The organism is Lactobacillus sp. B4007 (assembly GCF_026535895.1).
Taxonomy (GTDB): Bacteria; Bacillota; Bacilli; order Lactobacillales; family Lactobacillaceae; genus Lactobacillus; species Lactobacillus panisapium.
Map to the genome: position 1 here is coordinate 205,764 of NZ_JAFNPA010000003.1, position 16,927 is coordinate 222,690.

Genomic DNA, 16,927 nt, shown 5'->3' on the forward strand with positions numbered 1-16,927 from the left:
AATGGAAAAACTTAATTTTAGCTATCAAAACACTCAGCCAGTGACTAAATTTGTTCATGTTGGTGTCGTTGCCTCCGGAGATTTAGAAGTATTAATTTATCCTGATGACAAAACTACATTAGAAATTGTGACTGGTAGTGACGGTTTCAAACAGGTTTGGCAAAATGTCCTTGACCGCTTTTTTGCAAGGTATCCTTTACAAGGCAGGTTTGTTATTCATGATTTTGGAGCCACACCGGGTGTCGTTAATTTACGATTAACACAGGCAATGGAGGCATTAAATAATGAAGAATAGTTTTGTAGAATTAAATGGTCGTCAACGAGCAAATGCTTTAATTGATAAAGGCACTGGTCGAGAATTAGTTGGACCAGAATATGATATGATTTCACCACATCTTGAGCCGCAAAAAATTGTTCCAGAAAGTGATGATGGTGTTGTTCTTGTCAAAGGTAAACTAAACGGTAAAAGGGTCGTAATTATTTCTATCGAAGGAAAGTTTCAAGGTGGTGGAATTGGTGAAGTATCTGGCGCCAAAATAGTCGCAGCTTTAGAAAAAACCTTAGATGATAACAAGCAAGGTATAAAGGAATACCCAATAATTATTCTTGATACTGGTGGTGTTCGTCTGCAAGAAGCTAATTACGGGTTATTATCTATTTCTGAAATTCAAAATGCCATTATTGCCTTGAAAAAATATGTTCCCGTAATTGGACTAGTACCGGGAAGGGTCGGCAGCTTTGGTGGAATGTCAATTACTAGTGCAATTATGTCATACTTAATCACAACTCCAAAAGCTAGAATTGCTTTAAATGGTCCCGAAGTTATCGAACAAGAAGCTGGTGTACGTGAATTTGATTCTAGTGATAAGGACTTAATTTGGAATACGCTTGGAACTCGTCAAAGAGTAGCTACAGGAATTGCAGATGAAGTTGACGAAGATGATATCACGACTATTAAAAAAGCTATTGATAGAGCAATCGAAGAAAAAAAGGATGCTCATCGGACTGAGCAATCTGATTTTTATCTATCTTTACTTGATCAAATTGATTTTGCTAAACCCCTTACTACAAAGCAATATTGTTCTCTTTATGCTAAAAATCAGGCTAATAAGCATGATATAAACCAAGCGGTAGCTGGGGATAAGGCAACTACCAAGTCTCGTGGCCGCTTGTGGTTTGAAAAACTAACTGGTTTACCGAATGCAAAATCAGATTATCCAACAGTTCTTCATGCGGAAAAAGATGGCAAAGAATTTATTGCGATTGTTCCTAATGAAAATAACCGCTTTCCTCGTGTACGTCACGGTGAGGTGGGGTTGCAAGAAGGATTTTTAGTTGCAAAAATCGTTAATCAAATTGTTGCTGAAGATCAAAATAAAGATGTTAAACGTCCGCTTATCTTAATCGTTGATGTTCCAAGCCAAGCTTATGGGTATAAGGAGGAATTGATAGGTATTCACATTAGTTTAGCTTCTGCGGCAGCCGCCTATGCAAAGGCTCGGCAAGCCGGTCATCCAGTTATTGCCTTTATTCCAGGGGATGCAGTTTCAGGCGGCTTTTTAGCCCACGGTTTGCAATCCAACAGAATGATTGCCTTAGCTGATGATTCAATTACCATTCAGGCAATGTCAAAAGCTTCGGCTGCTCGAATTACCCAAAGATCAATTCCAGAACTAGAAGAAGCTACGAAGCACGTTCCGGCAATGGCTTATGACATTAAAAATTATGCCAAATTGGGTGCTTTGTATAAATTAGTCCCTGATGTTTCTTCTTGGGACGCAAATGATGCGGCTGTTTCAGAAGTTGAGCAAATTATTAATGAGGCCATTACAAGTACCAAGAAGCACTCGACCGATTTACATTATAGGTATGAAAATCCGGTTGCCATTGCAAGTGGCCGGAAGGCAACTAATGAGATGCGTAAAGCTGTGTTTGACCAATGGAACGATTAACGGCAATATGGCCCAATGATTTACTGCAATTCACTAGTTTGCAAGACCTAGTTTTAACCGAGAATCCTTTACCTGGCTGGGCAAAGGATTCTTTGTCTGAGACAAAAACAGTGGTGGTTAGACGGGGCTTAATCAACGATAATTTGATCCCAGTTGGAATAAGAGGTTACGAAAGAAGGCAAAGGTTTGCTTGCTACTTAAATGTTGCAGCCATTAAAAAGCAATATCATCCCCAGTACTTTATTCAACATAATAGTTGGGAAAGGTTATCTGAAGATAGACAAAAACTTCCACCTTTTCAGGCATTACAAAAGATAGTCCCGCTATTAAGCAATTTTCAGTGGGGAATAGGAGGCTCGTTAGGATATGAAATGGCAACCGGTGTAAAAATGGTTAAAAACACGACGGAACATGTCAGTGACTTGGATTTGCTACTTTATCAAACTCCTACGTTAAACAGAAGTCAGGCCCAAGAACTTTTGCAAAAGCTGAATCAGTATCATGTGCACGCTGATGTACAAGTAGTCAAAGGTCAAAACGGTTTTTCATTAGAGGAATATGCTGCTAATCGTAGTAAAAAAACTTTGGTAAAAACCGCTGCGGGACCACTTCTAGTTGTCGATCCCTGGCAATTTTTACAGGAAAATAAATGAGTATTTTTAAAACAAGCGATAACGTAGAACTTAATTTTCATTTTTATGGCACCGGTAAGCCACTGATTCTAATAACCGGTTTTGGTGGCTATCAAGAAGTTTGGACAAAACAAGTTTCCTACCTTAGAAAAATGGGTTATAGCGTTTTAACTTATGATCACCGTAATATGGGTAAAAGCCAGCGTACAGCCAAAGGACAATCACTTGAAAGACTAACTAAGGATCTAATTGAGCTATTAAGTTTTCTAAAAATAACTCGGGCCACGTTTATTGGCCATTCAATGGGCGGGAGTATTATTTATAACTTGTTAAAAATTAAACCGCAAATTATTGATATAGCAGTTATTATTGATCAAAGCCCATATATGCTAAATACGAAGTCTTGGCACTATGGCTTTATGAATTTTACTTTGGAAAATTACCAAGACTTGACCCTATTAGCTCCGCAGGTGCATGAAACGATTCATGGCATCGATAGTTCTGTTATGACGGAATTATTACCAGCCAAAATTGCTTACCCATTTGATCGAAAAGCCAATTTGGACTTATTGCGAGAGCATGTTCAGCTAGACTGGCGGACAATAATTAAACGTAGCAGCCAGAAGATGATTATCTTTGCGGCTGAAAAGAGTCCATATTATCCTTTTCAGTTCGCAAACTGGATGGCAGAACAAAATCCTCAAATTACCGCTGCCATTGTGCCAAATTGTGGTCACGATATAATGGCAGAAGTACCGCAATTATTTAATCAATTACTACGCCATTTTTTATTACTTAATCATTATCTACCACAGTAAAGGAAGATAAAGATGTTTCGTCATGAAATTATTGTTACTAAGGGAATCTTACCGTTTAAGATTATTATTCATAATTCTTCAGCACTTCAAATTACTAAACACTGGCACCGTGCCCTAGAAATTGATTTTACTATTCATGGTGAAGGCGATTACCTAACTTCGGGGCACAAAACGCACTTGAGTGACGGCGATTTCATAATTATTAATTCTGGTGAAGTTCATGGTGTCGAAAATATTGGTCCAGGTGATGCTCGTCGATCAATTACCATTCTTGTTCCATTTGAGTTCTTGAATGAATTGCTGCCTGAAATTAATCATTTGTATTTTATTTCTCAAATCACTGATCAGGAAATAATGCTAAAGGTAAAAACTGAGCTAACAAGGATTTATCAGCTTAGGACTAATCAACATGATCATGAAAATAAGATTGAAATATTAGGACATTTTTATCTTTTAATGGCGCTTCTTCTCAAAAATTTTGTTGTACCAAAAAAGAATATTATTTGCTTTAATGATGCCAGAAAGCAGGACAAGGTCAAAGATATCATTAATTTTTTAACCGCCAATTATCGAGATAGCTTAACCTTAGGCGAAGTTGCTGATCACTTTGGTCTTTCAAAGGCATATTTAGATCGCTTATTTAAAACCGAAGTACAAACAAGCTTGATTCATTACTTGCAGCTGATTCGTTTACAACATGCCTATGATTTACTAGTTAATACTGACTTGCCTGTTACCGTTATTGCCGACCAATGCGGTTTTGCCAATGTTCGAAGCCTGCAAAAAATATTTAAAGATGTCTATAGTGCAACACCGTCCACTTATCGGAAAAAGTTAAAAAGTCAATAATTTACCTATTTAATAAAAATAATTGCAATATTTAGTCAATATTCTTCTCTTATAATATCTTAGTAAGCGATTACATGGAAGGAGAGGAAAATGACTCAGAATATTAAGCAAAATAGTCCACTTTTAAAAGTAGGTATTTTATCAATTTCAACCTTGTTAACTGCAGCTAGTGCGGTTTCGGGCACTTTACCAATGATGACAAAGCACTTTACCCATGAAAGCGTAGCGAATGTGAAAGCATTAGTGACTATTCCTTCAATTGGGATGGTAATCTTTGTCCTTTTGTCAACGTTATTTATTAAATACTTGGGTAAAAGAAAAACCGTTTTGCTTGGCTTATTTTGCGGTTTAATTGGGGGCGTTGCGCCATTTTTTAGCACCAACTTTCACCTGATTCAAATTGCGCGTTTTGTATTAGGAGCAGGTAACGGTTTATATTCAACTTCAACGGCCAGTTTAATTGGAGATATTTGGAGTGGGGATGAGCAACGGACCTTACTTGGTTATCAGTCAGCAATTCAAACATTTGGTCAAAGCTTGGCGGTTTTTGTTGCTGGTTTACTACTTGAAATTAATTGGCAAGCAGCTTATTTAGTTTACCTGCTGTTTATCCCAATCATTTTGTTATTTGCTTTAGGCTATAGCAAAGAGACTGAAGCACAAATTAAATCTCGGCAAAAAGAAGAACTAGTTAAAGCTAAATCCGAAAAGAAAACTACTAATGTGCCGATCTTAGCGTTAGTAGCAATATTAATGTCATTTGTATATTTCAATGCAATTATGCCACAACAAACAGATACTCCGCTGGTAATTCAGCAACTAAATTTAGCACACCAAGAGTTTTTCTCAACTGCATTAGCGTTAGCAGGACTTGCTGGCGCAGTTTTTACAGCTTTTTATGGCAAAATTTACCGGTTACTGGGACATTACACACCAGTATTTACGATGTTGTTAGGGGTTATTGGCTATTGGGGCGTGCTTCATTCGCCTAATATGCTGGTATTCACGATATCTATGATGGTAATTTCTGCCACGAATATTATTTTTCCGTATATTTATGGTGCGGTAATGGAAGATGTGCCAGCAACTTCCAAGGATTTCTTCTTATCTTTGGCAAAAGTATTTAACAATGGTGGAGCTTTTATTTCACCATACACGATGGCACTTACAGCATCCATTTTACATTTGTCGGGACCAATGAACATTATCAGAATTGCAATGTGGTATTTAGTATTTGTCGGAATTGTTTTTGTGATTTTGGCAATTATTAGAAACAATAGGTTAAGAAAAACAACAAAATAGGAGTTATGAGCATGAAATTAAATGTAGTGTATCAAGAAGAAGTTACTGATAATGGTTATTTCGTAACCAGCGCCAAGATTACGCCAAGTCAAATAACCAAAGATTTACAAAAACGAATTTCTTTTACAATAGAAGGTAAAGAATTACAAATAACTAAGATTGAGGAAGAGCAAAATCAGATAATCTATTATTTTAAATTGACCAAGGAATTGTTAGCCTTAAGTTTTGATCCGTCTAAGTTTATTAATCAGGTAGCTTTGCCACAAATAATGCTTCACGTTAACGGGATGCAACCTGAAATTGAAGTTGCTTTTCAACCAGATCCATTTTTAGCAGATTTTGATAAAAAAATTATTCAAACGGATACAATTCAATTAAGCTATTCAATTTATGCTTCTGGCACCAATCGGAAAAAGCGGCCGTTAGTACTGTTTTTACATGGTTCTGGCGAGCGTGGTTTTAACAATGGCATGCCGCTACTGGCCAATGATGTGCCAAAGACCTTGCATGATTATGCTAAAACTAAAGAAGATGCTGTTATTTTAGTTCCGCAAGCTACTTGGGCACCAACTCTAAATGGGTGGTTCAGAAAAGATTTTCGCAAAGCACTGTTCATTTTACTTAAACAAATAGAATCTGAGTGCAACATTGACACGAAGCGCATTTATTTAACTGGCTTATCAAATGGTGCTTCGACAACTTGGTATATGGGCGTACATCATGCAGATCTTTTTGCCGCTCTAGTGCCTTGTTCCGGTTATGTATATGATGATGGCAAAAAAGGTTATGGTGATCAAGGAAAGGGACGGTATATGCTTGCAAGCCCTGAAGAAGGTAAGACTTTGTCACAATTACCAATTTGGGCCTTTCATGCCGAAGATGATCCAACTGTTGGGGTACTCGGAACTAAGAAAGCTGAAGAAGCCATTCACCAAGCAGGGGGCAAGCAGCTGAAGGTCACTGTTTATCCTAAGAACACTGTTAAGCCTAATCCGCATGCAAGTTGGGCGAGAGCTTTTAATACCCCAGAGTTATTACCATGGCTTTTTAAGCAACACAAATAAAAAGGGGGTCATATAATGATCGTGTTCCCGGACTAGCATCAAGTCATGCTCAAACGTTTGGCCGTTTAGCCGGAATAAACGCTGCAAAAAATTAAGCGCTAACTATAATTGATAGTGTTTCGCAAGATTAATTAGGATGACTGCTGGTACTAAACATTATCAAATTGTTTAAAAACTTTTCTTAAAACTGATTTCAAACTTATTGAAGTCAGTTTTTTTGCTTAGTCAGATATTCTCAAAGACAAAAAAATTTTTTTAAAATCTTGCAAAGAAACAAATAAAATCTAATTTTATCAAAAAAGAAATTTTTTTAAGTTATAATTTTAAAAGGAAATTTCATCAGACATTGTTTCAAGATGATTCCATGTTAAATTTAAGTTTTGATAGTTATTTGGTTTTTGACTAAATTTTTTCTTGAAGGGTTAGTATGAAAAATTATTTAAGTATTGATATTGGCGGTACTGAAATCAAGTACGCACAAATTGATGTATCTGGTCATATAATTGAAAAAGGTAAAGTGAGCACGCCAGATGGTAAAGACAAGTTTCTGGCACAAATTGATCAAATTGTTCAAAAATATTCCGGTTCAATTAAAGGTTTAGCTTTTTGTGCACCAGGTAAAATTGACAAAACGAAAATTAGGTTTGGTGGTGCTATTCCTTTTTTAGATGGAATAGATTTTGGTCAAATTTATGAAGCAGAAGATTTTCCTGTTGCCGTAATTAATGATGGTAAAGCAAGCATTTTAGCAGAAAATTGGTTAGGAAACTTAAAAGACGAAAAAAACTGTGCTGCGATTACCTTGGGTACCGGAGTAGGAAGCGGTATTATAGTCGACGGTCACCTTCTTCAAGGTACGCATAATCAAGCCGGAGAAATGAGCTTCATGATTGCTGATATTTCTAATCCTAAGGATATGCAGGGTAGTATCGGCAAGCTATGCTCGGCAGTTCGCTTTGTTAGCCAGGTAAATGAACAATTAGATTATGAGGATGTAAGCGATGGTGTTCACGCTTTTGAAGCAATTAAAAACCATGTTCCTGAGGCAGTTGCTATTTTTGAACAGTATTGTTTGCAGATTGCTACTTTAATTCTTAACATGCAAACTGTGGTTGACGTTAATAAAATTGCCATTGGTGGTGGAATTAGTGCCCAATCATGCTTGATTGATGGAATTAAGCAAGCTTATGATCAACTAGTTAATGATGATAATTCGATTATCGGTCAAACTTTAACTAAACCGGAAATTGTTGCTGCTAAGTTTAGAAATGATTCTAATTTGTACGGCTCGCTATATAATTTACTGTTACAAACAGATCACGAAACTGTTTAAGATAAATACGATCCGTAAAAATCGCTATCTGTTGCAAATGAAAGCAATTTATTAGATTTTAGAAAAGGACCAACTCCCAAAATTTAATTGGAGTTGGTCCTTTTCTTAGTCTAGATAATGATTAATTCAACTGCTATGCATAAACCGGTGTCAACTATTTGTTGCTTTTTACCATGTTTTGCTTTAGTTTAAACCTAAATTTTTGATAGTCATTTAAACAGCAGCTTTCATCTGGATACTAGTGCAAAGCATATCTTTAGTCTGTTTAAATTGGAAGATAAGGAATGCTGTAGGTAATCACTACGATCAATAATGGATAATATGTAAGTCTTGTGACTATTGAATATAGTTTATGCTCTGAGAGAATCATGCCAAGATTACGTTTAATTAGATCGAGCTTAATTGAACCCAAGATGCAATGACAGGATTTTTAACCTAAAAATTGATTAATTAAGTTACACTTTTTGCTTTGCTTAGGATAAATAGACTGAATTTTAAATTTTTGACTGTTTTCATTTCCTTGCAAAGGTAGGTAGCTAATTTCTGATTCGGTATTAGAACCTAATTGAATCAGACCATCGGGATAATATGCATTAGCTTGATTAGCTGTAACTAAAGTTTGCATTTGCTCAATTGTTGAAACACGTGCAACTGGAATGTTTTGATATGCTTCTGGCAAAGTTGCAAGAAAAGCATGTTTTAGATAATTAGTTTTTTCTGGACTATAGTAGAGCATCGGTTTATCTTTCAATGCTTTAATAGGAAAGGTGTTGTTCTGACTTAAGGGATTGAGTTTGCTGACGCCAATAACCATTGTGCTCTGAAATACGGTTTTGCTAGTTAGATTTTTTGTCAAAAATTCTTGTGAACCGTAGTCCAATATATAAGCCATATCTAGAATACCTAGAGATACATCAGAAATAAGGTGCTCGATACTTTCTTCAGTAATTTTAAATTTTATGTTCGGATACTTCTTACTGAAAGCATAAACTTGCTTTCGCATTAATGCTCCTTCAAATGGTGAAAAATAACCAATTTTAAATTCTTGGTGAACTGATGTAGTTTGATGACGTAAAGAATTAATTTCAACAAAGTAGCTATGAAGCATTTCCTTAGTTTTTAAGAAGAATGCTTGTCCCTGATCAGTAACAATAATTTTGTTTTTGCCACGCTTAAAAAGTTCAAAGCCTAATTCTTCTTCCAATTTTTGCATTGATTGAGAAACAGATCTCTGGCTAACATATTTAGTCTTTGCAGTCTTTTGGAAACTGCCCGTTTCAACTACTGATATAAAAGTATTTAGTTGATCAAAATTCATTTTTACCCGAACCTCCATCTTCGCCTGACGCAAAATATTCTACCTGTCATTCTACGCAGATAGAAGCTAGGATTAAAGCATAAATTGTTTATTTTGGAGGAAAAGTCTAATGAGTTTAACAAAGTTATCAACTTATGATGTAGTCGTTGTTGGTTCGGGTGCTGCAGGTCAGGCTGCTGCCTTAACCGCCGTTGAACATGGCAATCAAGTTTTAATGCTCGAAAAAGGACGTCATACAGGTGGGTCGGCTAATTATAGCGAGGGTTTATTTGCAGTTGATTCATATTTACAGAAAAAGCAAGGAATTGACGTTTCAACAATTGATGTTTTGCAAGAAGAAGTCGAATATTCAAAGTATAAAGCTGATTCAAGAATTTGGCGCAAATATTTAGATGCTAGTGCAGAAAATGTCCAATGGCTCCATGATGAAGGTGTTAAGTATGAAGGCGTTCAAGCAATGGGAGCAGGAGAGGCTACTTGGCATATTTATGAAGGCTTTGGGGACGCAGTGATGCATAAAGCGTTACAGCCTAAATTTAAAAAATTAGGTGGCGAATTGTTGACTTCGGTTTCTGCAATTGATTTGGAAATTTGTCGCGGGGGTAAGAAAAAAATAACTCTTAAAAGCGAGGCTGATGGTCAAACTGAGACAGTTACTGCTAAGGTGGTTATTCTAGCTGCTGGTGGTTATCTGAACAATTCAGAAATGATGGCTCATGATACTGACTATGATTTGACGAGATTAGTTACCGTTTCTTCTGGTAAAGGTACTGGTGATGGTTTACGCTTAGGTTGGCAAGTAGGCGGACAAAAAGCAGGAATGGGCATGGCAATGCTATTTGGTGGCTATTTAAAAGACCCTGAAGAACCATCTTTTAAAATGATGAACAGTCAGATGAACGTTGCTGCTGGGCAGCAGCCACTACTTTGGGTTAATGAGAACGGCGAGCGTTTTGTTGATGAATCAGTAATTTATAATTTCTCTTATGCTGGAAATGCTTTGTACAGTCAAAATAGTGTCTATAGTATTTTAGATCAAAAGAATATTACCGAAATGATTGAAAAAGGGAATTTTATGGGCTTAGGCGTCTATGTTAAACGTGGGCAAAAAATGACTCATTTACAAGATGAAATTGATCAAGCTCTTATTGATAACAAACCATTTATTTTTAAAGCCGACACTATTGAAAATTTAGCAAAAGAAATGAATCTTCCTCAAGAAAAGTTAACAAAGACGATTGGAGAATACAACCAGTTTGTTGAAAATGGTGAGGATCAATTCTTTGGTAAGGATCCCCAATATCTAAGGTCGGTAGAAAAAGGCCCTTTTTATGGTTTCAAATTGAGTGTTGGTGCTTTTTGTACAATGGGCGGTTTAAAGGTGACCCCTGATAATGAGCTTGAAGATAAATACGGTAAACCAATTTCTGGTATCTATGCAACCGGTAATGATGCAGCAGGATTAACAGGTGACACCTATGGCCCTAACATGCCGGGTACTTGCGCTGGTTATGCCTTTTATTCCGGCAGAAATGCTGCTCAACATGCACAAAGATATTTACAATAAAAAGAAATAGAAAAATGCTTTATTAGGATAAATTAATAATCTTAACGAAGCATTTTTTTACATAAAAATTTAGAATTGAACCAGAAATGTGCTGTTACTTTTTATCTACAGTAAAAGTAAAAAAGAAATATAGGTGGTAATGTAGAAAAATTTAGCGAAATTTACTTTTTTAAAATAAAATTATTCTCTTTTGTTTTGTTGCCCCACATTTGCGTATTTAATATGTTAGAATAATTTAAGTTAATAGAGGAGGTTGTCATGACTCAAGTTAAATATCAACGTGTCGTTTTGAAAATTTCTGGAGAAGCATTGGCCGGTAACAACGGAACAGGGATAGATCCGACAGTTATCAGTCATTTGGCTGAAGAAATCAAATCAGTGCACGATTTAGGAGTTCAAATTGGTATCGTCTGCGGTGGCGGTAATATGTGGCGTGGTGAGACTGGTGAAAAACTTGGCATGGAACGCTCACAAGCAGATTATATGGGCATGTTAGCAACTATCATGAATGGTTTAGCTCTTCAGGATGGTCTGGAGCATGTTGGTGTCCCGACTAGATTGCAAACTTCAATCGAAATGAGACAAATTGCTGAACCTTATATAAGAAGAAAAGCAATTCGTCATTTAGAAAAAGGACGCGTTGTTATCATGGGCGGAGGTACTGGTAATCCTTACTTCTCTACTGATACTACTGCAGCTCTACGCGCAGCGGAAATTAATGCCGATGTTATTTTGATGGCCAAAAATGGTGTTGACGGGGTTTACTCCGCCGATCCAAAATTAGACCCAACGGCAAAGAAGTTTAGCGAACTGACTCAACTCGACGTTATTTCAAAAGATTTAAAAGTTATGGATCGGACCGCTAGCTCGCTTTCAATGGATACCAATATTCCGCTAATTGTATTTAACGTAAATACTGAAGGTAACATTAAGAAAGTTGTTATGGGCGAGCATATTGGAACAGTAATTGAAGGAGGCAAATAAATGAATAACGAAACAATTAAAAAAGCAAAACAAAACATGGACAAATCAATCACTGTTTTTGAGAAAAACTTGGGTACTATCCGTGCTGGTGTTGCTAATGCCGCATTGCTAGATGGAGTTAAAGTTGATTATTATGGTGCACCAACACCATTAACCCAGATGTCTAGTGTCACTATTCCTGAACCACGTGTTTTATTAATTACGCCATATGATCAAAACAGTGTGGATGATATTGAACATGCTTTACTAGCATCAAATTTAGGATTAACTCCAGCAAACGATGGTAAAGTTATCAGACTGGTAATTCCTCAATTGACTGGTGAAAGAAGACAAGAGATTGCTAAAGAAGTCAATAAAATGGCTGAAGAGGGTAAAATTGCGATTAGAAATGTCCGCCGTGATGCTATGAATACTCTTAAAAAGCAACAAAAAGACGATGAAATTACCGAAGACGAACAACGTAATTTAGAAAAAGAAGTTCAAAAGGTAACTGATCAAGCAACCAAGAAAATTGATGAACTGGCTGAGCAAAAACGTAAAGAAATTACTCAAGGCTAACATATGGCAGTAAAAAAGAATCAATTAAATCATCTTGCTATTATCATGGATGGTAATGGCCGCTGGGCTACTAAGCAGGGTAAGCCGCGTGTAGCAGGTCATTATGAAGGTATGAACAATGTTAAACGGATTACTTTAGCAGCAGAGGAATTGGGAATTAAGGTTTTATCACTTTATGCTTTTTCGACAGAAAACTGGGCTCGTCCTAAAGAAGAAGTCGCATACTTAATGAATCTGCCAGTCCGTTTTTTTGACAAGTTTATGCCTACCTTGATGGAGCATAACGTTAAGGTCAATATCATGGGCTTTTTGGACAAATTGCCGCGTAAAACTTATGATGTTGTTCAACGTGCAATGGCTGAAACGGCAGATAATACTGGACTAATTTTGAACTTTGCTTTTAATTACGGTTCAAGAAGTGAAATCACTTCAGCTGTCAAAGAGATTGGAACGCTAATTGAAACAGGAGCGATTAATAGTGATCAAATTGATGAAGAAATGATTTCTCAACGTTTGATGACTGCTAGTTTTGGAGAATTTAGTGATCCAGACTTATTAATACGAACTTCTGGTGAACAGCGTATTTCCAACTTTATGTTATGGCAGCTGGCTTATTCTGAACTTGCATTTAGTCAGAAGAATTGGCCTGATTTTACTAAAGAAGATTTAGAAAAAATTGTCATTGATTTTCAGAACCGTCATCGCCGTTTTGGCAAACTAGATGAATCGGATAGTTAGGTAATTTTGATATGAAACAACGGATAATCACAGCAGTTATTGCTTTAATTTTATTTATTCCAATCGTTATTGCGGGTGGATTGTGGATGGACTGGCTGACCGTGGCCTTTGCTGCAGTCGGCATCAGTGAAATCTTTTTAATGAAAAAACAGATACTGGTTTCTGTTAACTTTTTGTTGGCACTGCTTGCAACAATTACTTGGGCGGTTCCAGATAGCTTTATTAAGTCAATGCCATTCCATTGGACTAAATATGGAATTTATTTTGCCTTAATCATGATGATGCTAACTTGGACAGTTTTGTCAAAAAACAAGACAACTTTTGACGATGTTTCAGTTTACACGTTAGGTTCACTATATATTGGTACCGGTTTTCACTATATGGCAAGTATTAGAAATAGCAGCAATGGGTTAGCACTTTTATGCTATGTCTTTGTTGTAGTATGGCTAACAGATACTGGTGCCTATATGATAGGAAGGCAAATTGGTAAACATAAGTTGTGGCCTGTAATTAGTCCTAATAAAACCTGGGAGGGTTCAATTGGCGGAACCATTTGTGCTGTAATATGTGCCGCAATTTACGTTTACTTTGTTAATGTTAATTATCCATTCTGGCAAATGGTTATCTTTGCCTTTGTATTATCCATTGTAGGTCAAATGGGCGACCTAGTTGAATCTGCTTATAAGCGGTATTATGGCGTTAAAGATTCAGGTAAAATTCTGCCGGGACATGGTGGTATTTTAGATCGGTTTGATAGTATGCTGTTTGTTTTACCCGTCTTTGCTGCTTTATTAGGAATCGTGCATTAGGAGAATTCCATGAAGGGAATACTAATCTTTTTAGTTGTATTTGGTCTTTTGGTTTTTGTCCATGAATTCGGGCACTTTATCGTCGCAAAAAAATGCGGTATTTTAGTGCGCGAATTTTCTATTGGTATGGGACCAAAATTGTTCCAAGTTCGTCGAAATCCTACAACTTATACTATTCGTTGGTTACCACTTGGTGGTTATGTTCGTTTAGCCAGTAAAGACGATGAAACTGAGCTTAAACCTGGAATGACTGTAATTTTGCAGACTAATGATCAAAATGAAGTCGTTCGGATTGATGCTTCTGGATCAGACGTTCCGATTGAGGGCCTGCCGCTTCAAATAACAGAAGTTGATTTAGTGGATCAACTCGTTATTAAAGGCTATGAAAATGGTGAAGAGGATAAATTGGTTTCTTATCAGGTTAATCACGATGCAACTGTTATTGATCAATCCAATACGGAATTAATCATTGCTCCTCGTGACACCCAATTTCAAGAAGCTAATGTTTGGCAAAAGCTTGCAACTAATGTTGCGGGTCCCCTAATGAATATTATCTTGGGATTCGTTGTCTTTCTATTTTGGACCTTTACTATTCCCGGTCCGGCAACAACTACGATTGGAGCTGTTGAAGCTAATTCACCAGCTGAACAAGCAGCGGTTGAACCTGGATCAAAATTTGTTTCAATTAATGGTCATAAAACAACTACTTTTAATGAAATTTCTAATCAAATAAATGCCAGTAAAGGCAAAGCTTTAAGTATTGTTTTAACAAGTCATGGTAAAACTAAGACGGTCTCTGTTAAGCCCAAAACGGTAAAAGTACAAGGTCAAAAAGTTTATCAAATTGGTATCAAAGCCAAAAGTGATGACCGTGTCCTTGCAAAGGCTAAGCGTGGTTGGGATACGGCAGTATCAACAACCGGAATGATTTTTAATGCACTTGGCGGCTTGATTAGGCACTTTAGCTTAAATAAGCTGTCTGGACCTGTAGGTATTTATTCACAAACTTCACAGGTATCACAAATGGGCTTTACCTACTTATTAGCATTCTTGGCAATGATTTCAATAAATCTAGGAATTGTGAACTTAGTGCCAATTCCTGGCCTTGATGGGGGAAAGCTTTTGCTTAATCTCATTGAGATTTTCCGTGGCAAACCGATATCGGAAGATCATGAAGCAATAGTTGAATTAATTGGTTTTGGCCTTTTATTACTATTAATAATCGCAGTTACCGGTAATGATATTTACCGCTACTTTATAAAATAAAATCTAGAAATTTATTTCTTGGGAGAGAATTGTTAATGCGTCAATCTAAATTATTTATGCCTACGTCAAAAGAAGCACCAGCAGATGCTGTTGCTGAAAGTCATAAGCTGATGCTTCGTGGCGGATATGTCCGTCAAGTAACGGCTGGTGTTTATGCTTATTTACCATTAGGCTATCGTGTCTTAAAAAAGGCCGAAAGAATAATGGAAGAAGAAATGGCTAAAATTAATGTGCCAGAAATGGCAATGCCTGAACTTTTACCTGCAACTTTGTGGGAAGATTCTGGTAGATGGCAAAAATATGGTCCAGAAATGTTCAGGTTAAAAGACCGTCACGGTCGTCAGAGCCTGCTAGGACCAACTCATGAAGAAACATTTACAGAAATTGTTGCCAAAAATCTTAAGAGCTACAAGCAAATGCCAATTGCTCTTTACCAAATTCAAACTAAATTTCGGGATGAAAATCGCCCAAGATTTGGTTTATTACGGACCAGAGAATTTATTATGCTTGATGCATATAGCTTTGCAGCAACTAGAGAACAACTTGATCAACAATTTGATGATGAAAAAAAGGCGTTTGAAGCAATTTTTCGGCGCTGCGGTGTAAAAGTAACTCCAGTAATTGCAGACTCAGGAACAATGGGTGGCAAAAACTCAACTGAATTTCAAGCACCTGCTGCAATTGGTGAAGATACTATTGCAACCAATGAAACAGGAACATATTCTGCTAATTTGGAAATGGCAGTCAGCGAAGATACTTTTAAACCAGAGCCCGAAGATGAAGCTGAATTAACAGAAGTTGCTACACCTGGACAAGAAACAATTGCTGATTTAGCTGAGTTTTTAGCTTTTCCTAAGACTAAAATTGTTAAGAGCGTTTTATACATTGTAAATGAACAAGAAAAAGTATTGGTTCTTATTCGCGGTGATAAACAAATTAATGAAGTCAAGTTAACTCATGCTCTTGATGCAGATTCTGTTCGTGTTGCTTCTGACGATGAATTAAAGGAAATCACGGGAGTTGGCAAGGGAAGTGTAGGCCCAGTTGCTTCTGATTGGGCAGATAAAGTGATTGCCGATAAGACAGTTGAAGGTCTGATTAACGTCATTGTTGGTGCAGGCAAAGAGGGCTATCAGTATAAGAATGCTAACCTTGACCGCGACTTTAAAGTAAATGAATTTGCTGACCTTCGGGTTGCGAACGAGGGCGAACCTGATCCAGTTGATCACTTACCATTAAAATTTACGACTTCAATTGAAGTAGGACACATCTTTAAGTTGGGAACGTACTACACCGAAAAAATGGGTGCAAATTTCTTAGATCAAAATGGTAAGACACAACCCGTAATCATGGGTTCCTATGGCATTGGTGTAACAAGAGTTTTGTCTGCTGTTATTGAACAACATCTTACTAAATTTGGCATTGCTTGGCCAAAGGAAATTGCTCCATTTGATTTGCACATTGTTCAAATGAAAATGAAGGATGAAGAACAAACCGAGTTAGCTGAAAAACTTGAGAAAATGTTTAGTTCTAATTATGATGTATTATATGATGATCGTAACGAACGGGCTGGTGTTAAATTTGCTGATGCAGATTTAGTTGGAGCCCCAATTAGAATTACTATTGGTAAAAAGGCTAGTGAAGGTATTGTGGAAGTTAAGCGACCAACAGATGATAAGGCTAGCGAAATTTCGGTTGCTGAGCTTGCCGATTTTGTAAATAAAGAGTTAGGATAAT

Annotated in this window: 16 protein-coding genes; 15 read left to right on the top strand and 1 reads right to left on the bottom strand. The window is 36.8% G+C overall.

What is annotated here, in order from left to right; genetic code table 11:
- Nucleotide 1: 1 nt before the first annotated feature.
- The 8 genes from mdcC to J3U54_RS06255 all read left to right on the top strand — a co-directional run bounded on the left by mdcC (nucleotide 2) and on the right by J3U54_RS06255 (nucleotide 7,950).
- Nucleotides 2-295 (top strand): malonate decarboxylase acyl carrier protein, encoded by a 294-nt coding sequence (mdcC, locus tag J3U54_RS06220; RefSeq protein ID WP_220268081.1) that lies wholly within the window; start codon nucleotides 2-4, stop codon nucleotides 293-295.
- Nucleotides 285-1,952 (top strand): biotin-independent malonate decarboxylase subunit beta, encoded by a 1,668-nt coding sequence (mdcD, locus tag J3U54_RS06225; RefSeq protein WP_267385477.1) that lies wholly within the window; start codon nucleotides 285-287, stop codon nucleotides 1,950-1,952. Before mdcC ends, mdcD begins: the two co-directional genes overlap by 11 nt.
- On the top strand, nucleotides 1,940-2,605 hold the full coding sequence (locus tag J3U54_RS06230; protein ID WP_267385478.1) for a malonate decarboxylase holo-ACP synthase: 666 nt from the start codon (nucleotides 1,940-1,942) through the stop codon (nucleotides 2,603-2,605). Before mdcD ends, J3U54_RS06230 begins: the two co-directional genes overlap by 13 nt.
- Nucleotides 2,602-3,402 carry an alpha/beta fold hydrolase gene (locus J3U54_RS06235; RefSeq protein ID WP_267385479.1) on the top strand — a complete coding sequence of 267 codons (801 nt, stop codon included), beginning with the start codon at nucleotides 2,602-2,604 and terminating at the stop codon, nucleotides 3,400-3,402. The genes J3U54_RS06230 and J3U54_RS06235 overlap by 4 nt, the downstream gene beginning before the upstream one ends.
- A gap of 12 nt (nucleotides 3,403-3,414) precedes the next feature.
- Nucleotides 3,415-4,251, top strand: coding sequence for an AraC family transcriptional regulator (locus J3U54_RS06240; RefSeq protein WP_267385480.1), 837 nt, complete (start codon nucleotides 3,415-3,417; stop codon nucleotides 4,249-4,251).
- A gap of 90 nt (nucleotides 4,252-4,341) precedes the next feature.
- The gene (locus tag J3U54_RS06245; protein ID WP_267385481.1) at nucleotides 4,342-5,553 is read left to right on the top strand and encodes an MFS transporter; all 1,212 of its coding nucleotides are present in this window, start codon (nucleotides 4,342-4,344) and stop codon (nucleotides 5,551-5,553) included.
- A gap of 11 nt (nucleotides 5,554-5,564) precedes the next feature.
- Nucleotides 5,565-6,617, top strand: a complete 1,053-nt coding sequence (locus J3U54_RS06250) for a PHB depolymerase family esterase (protein WP_267385482.1) — start codon at nucleotides 5,565-5,567, stop codon at nucleotides 6,615-6,617.
- A 427-nt stretch (nucleotides 6,618-7,044) separates the two neighbouring features.
- Entirely contained in the window at nucleotides 7,045-7,950 is a 906-nt protein-coding gene (locus tag J3U54_RS06255) for an ROK family protein (RefSeq protein WP_267385483.1), read from the top strand.
- Nucleotides 7,951-8,380: 430 nt separating this feature from the next.
- Here J3U54_RS06255 and J3U54_RS06260 read toward each other — a convergent pair whose 3' ends face one another.
- Nucleotides 8,381-9,268, bottom strand: coding sequence for a LysR family transcriptional regulator (locus tag J3U54_RS06260; RefSeq protein ID WP_267385484.1), 888 nt, complete (start codon nucleotides 9,266-9,268; stop codon nucleotides 8,381-8,383).
- A 109-nt stretch (nucleotides 9,269-9,377) separates the two neighbouring features.
- Between J3U54_RS06260 and J3U54_RS06265 the strand changes: the two genes are divergently transcribed.
- The 7 genes from J3U54_RS06265 (at nucleotide 9,378) to J3U54_RS06295 (ending at nucleotide 16,926) form a co-directional block, all read left to right on the top strand.
- Nucleotides 9,378-10,835 carry an FAD-dependent oxidoreductase gene (locus J3U54_RS06265; RefSeq protein WP_267385485.1) on the top strand — a complete coding sequence of 486 codons (1,458 nt, stop codon included), beginning with the start codon at nucleotides 9,378-9,380 and terminating at the stop codon, nucleotides 10,833-10,835.
- Between the two features lie 258 nt (nucleotides 10,836-11,093).
- Nucleotides 11,094-11,819, top strand: coding sequence for a UMP kinase (gene pyrH / locus J3U54_RS06270; RefSeq protein ID WP_220219777.1), 726 nt, complete (start codon nucleotides 11,094-11,096; stop codon nucleotides 11,817-11,819).
- Nucleotides 11,820-12,377: a ribosome recycling factor gene (frr, locus tag J3U54_RS06275; protein WP_220219776.1), complete on the top strand. Its 558-nt coding sequence runs from the start codon at nucleotides 11,820-11,822 to the stop codon at nucleotides 12,375-12,377.
- A 3-nt stretch (nucleotides 12,378-12,380) separates the two neighbouring features.
- Complete coding sequence (locus tag J3U54_RS06280; RefSeq protein ID WP_267385486.1) at nucleotides 12,381-13,115, top strand: isoprenyl transferase; 735 nt, start codon at nucleotides 12,381-12,383, stop codon at nucleotides 13,113-13,115.
- Between the two features lie 11 nt (nucleotides 13,116-13,126).
- Nucleotides 13,127-13,924 carry a phosphatidate cytidylyltransferase gene (locus tag J3U54_RS06285; protein ID WP_103751757.1) on the top strand — a complete coding sequence of 266 codons (798 nt, stop codon included), beginning with the start codon at nucleotides 13,127-13,129 and terminating at the stop codon, nucleotides 13,922-13,924.
- Between the two features lie 9 nt (nucleotides 13,925-13,933).
- Nucleotides 13,934-15,190: an RIP metalloprotease RseP gene (gene rseP / locus J3U54_RS06290; protein WP_267385487.1), complete on the top strand. Its 1,257-nt coding sequence runs from the start codon at nucleotides 13,934-13,936 to the stop codon at nucleotides 15,188-15,190.
- A 35-nt stretch (nucleotides 15,191-15,225) separates the two neighbouring features.
- Nucleotides 15,226-16,926, top strand: a complete 1,701-nt coding sequence (locus tag J3U54_RS06295) for a proline--tRNA ligase (protein WP_267385489.1) — start codon at nucleotides 15,226-15,228, stop codon at nucleotides 16,924-16,926.
- Nucleotide 16,927: the final 1 nt, after the last annotated feature.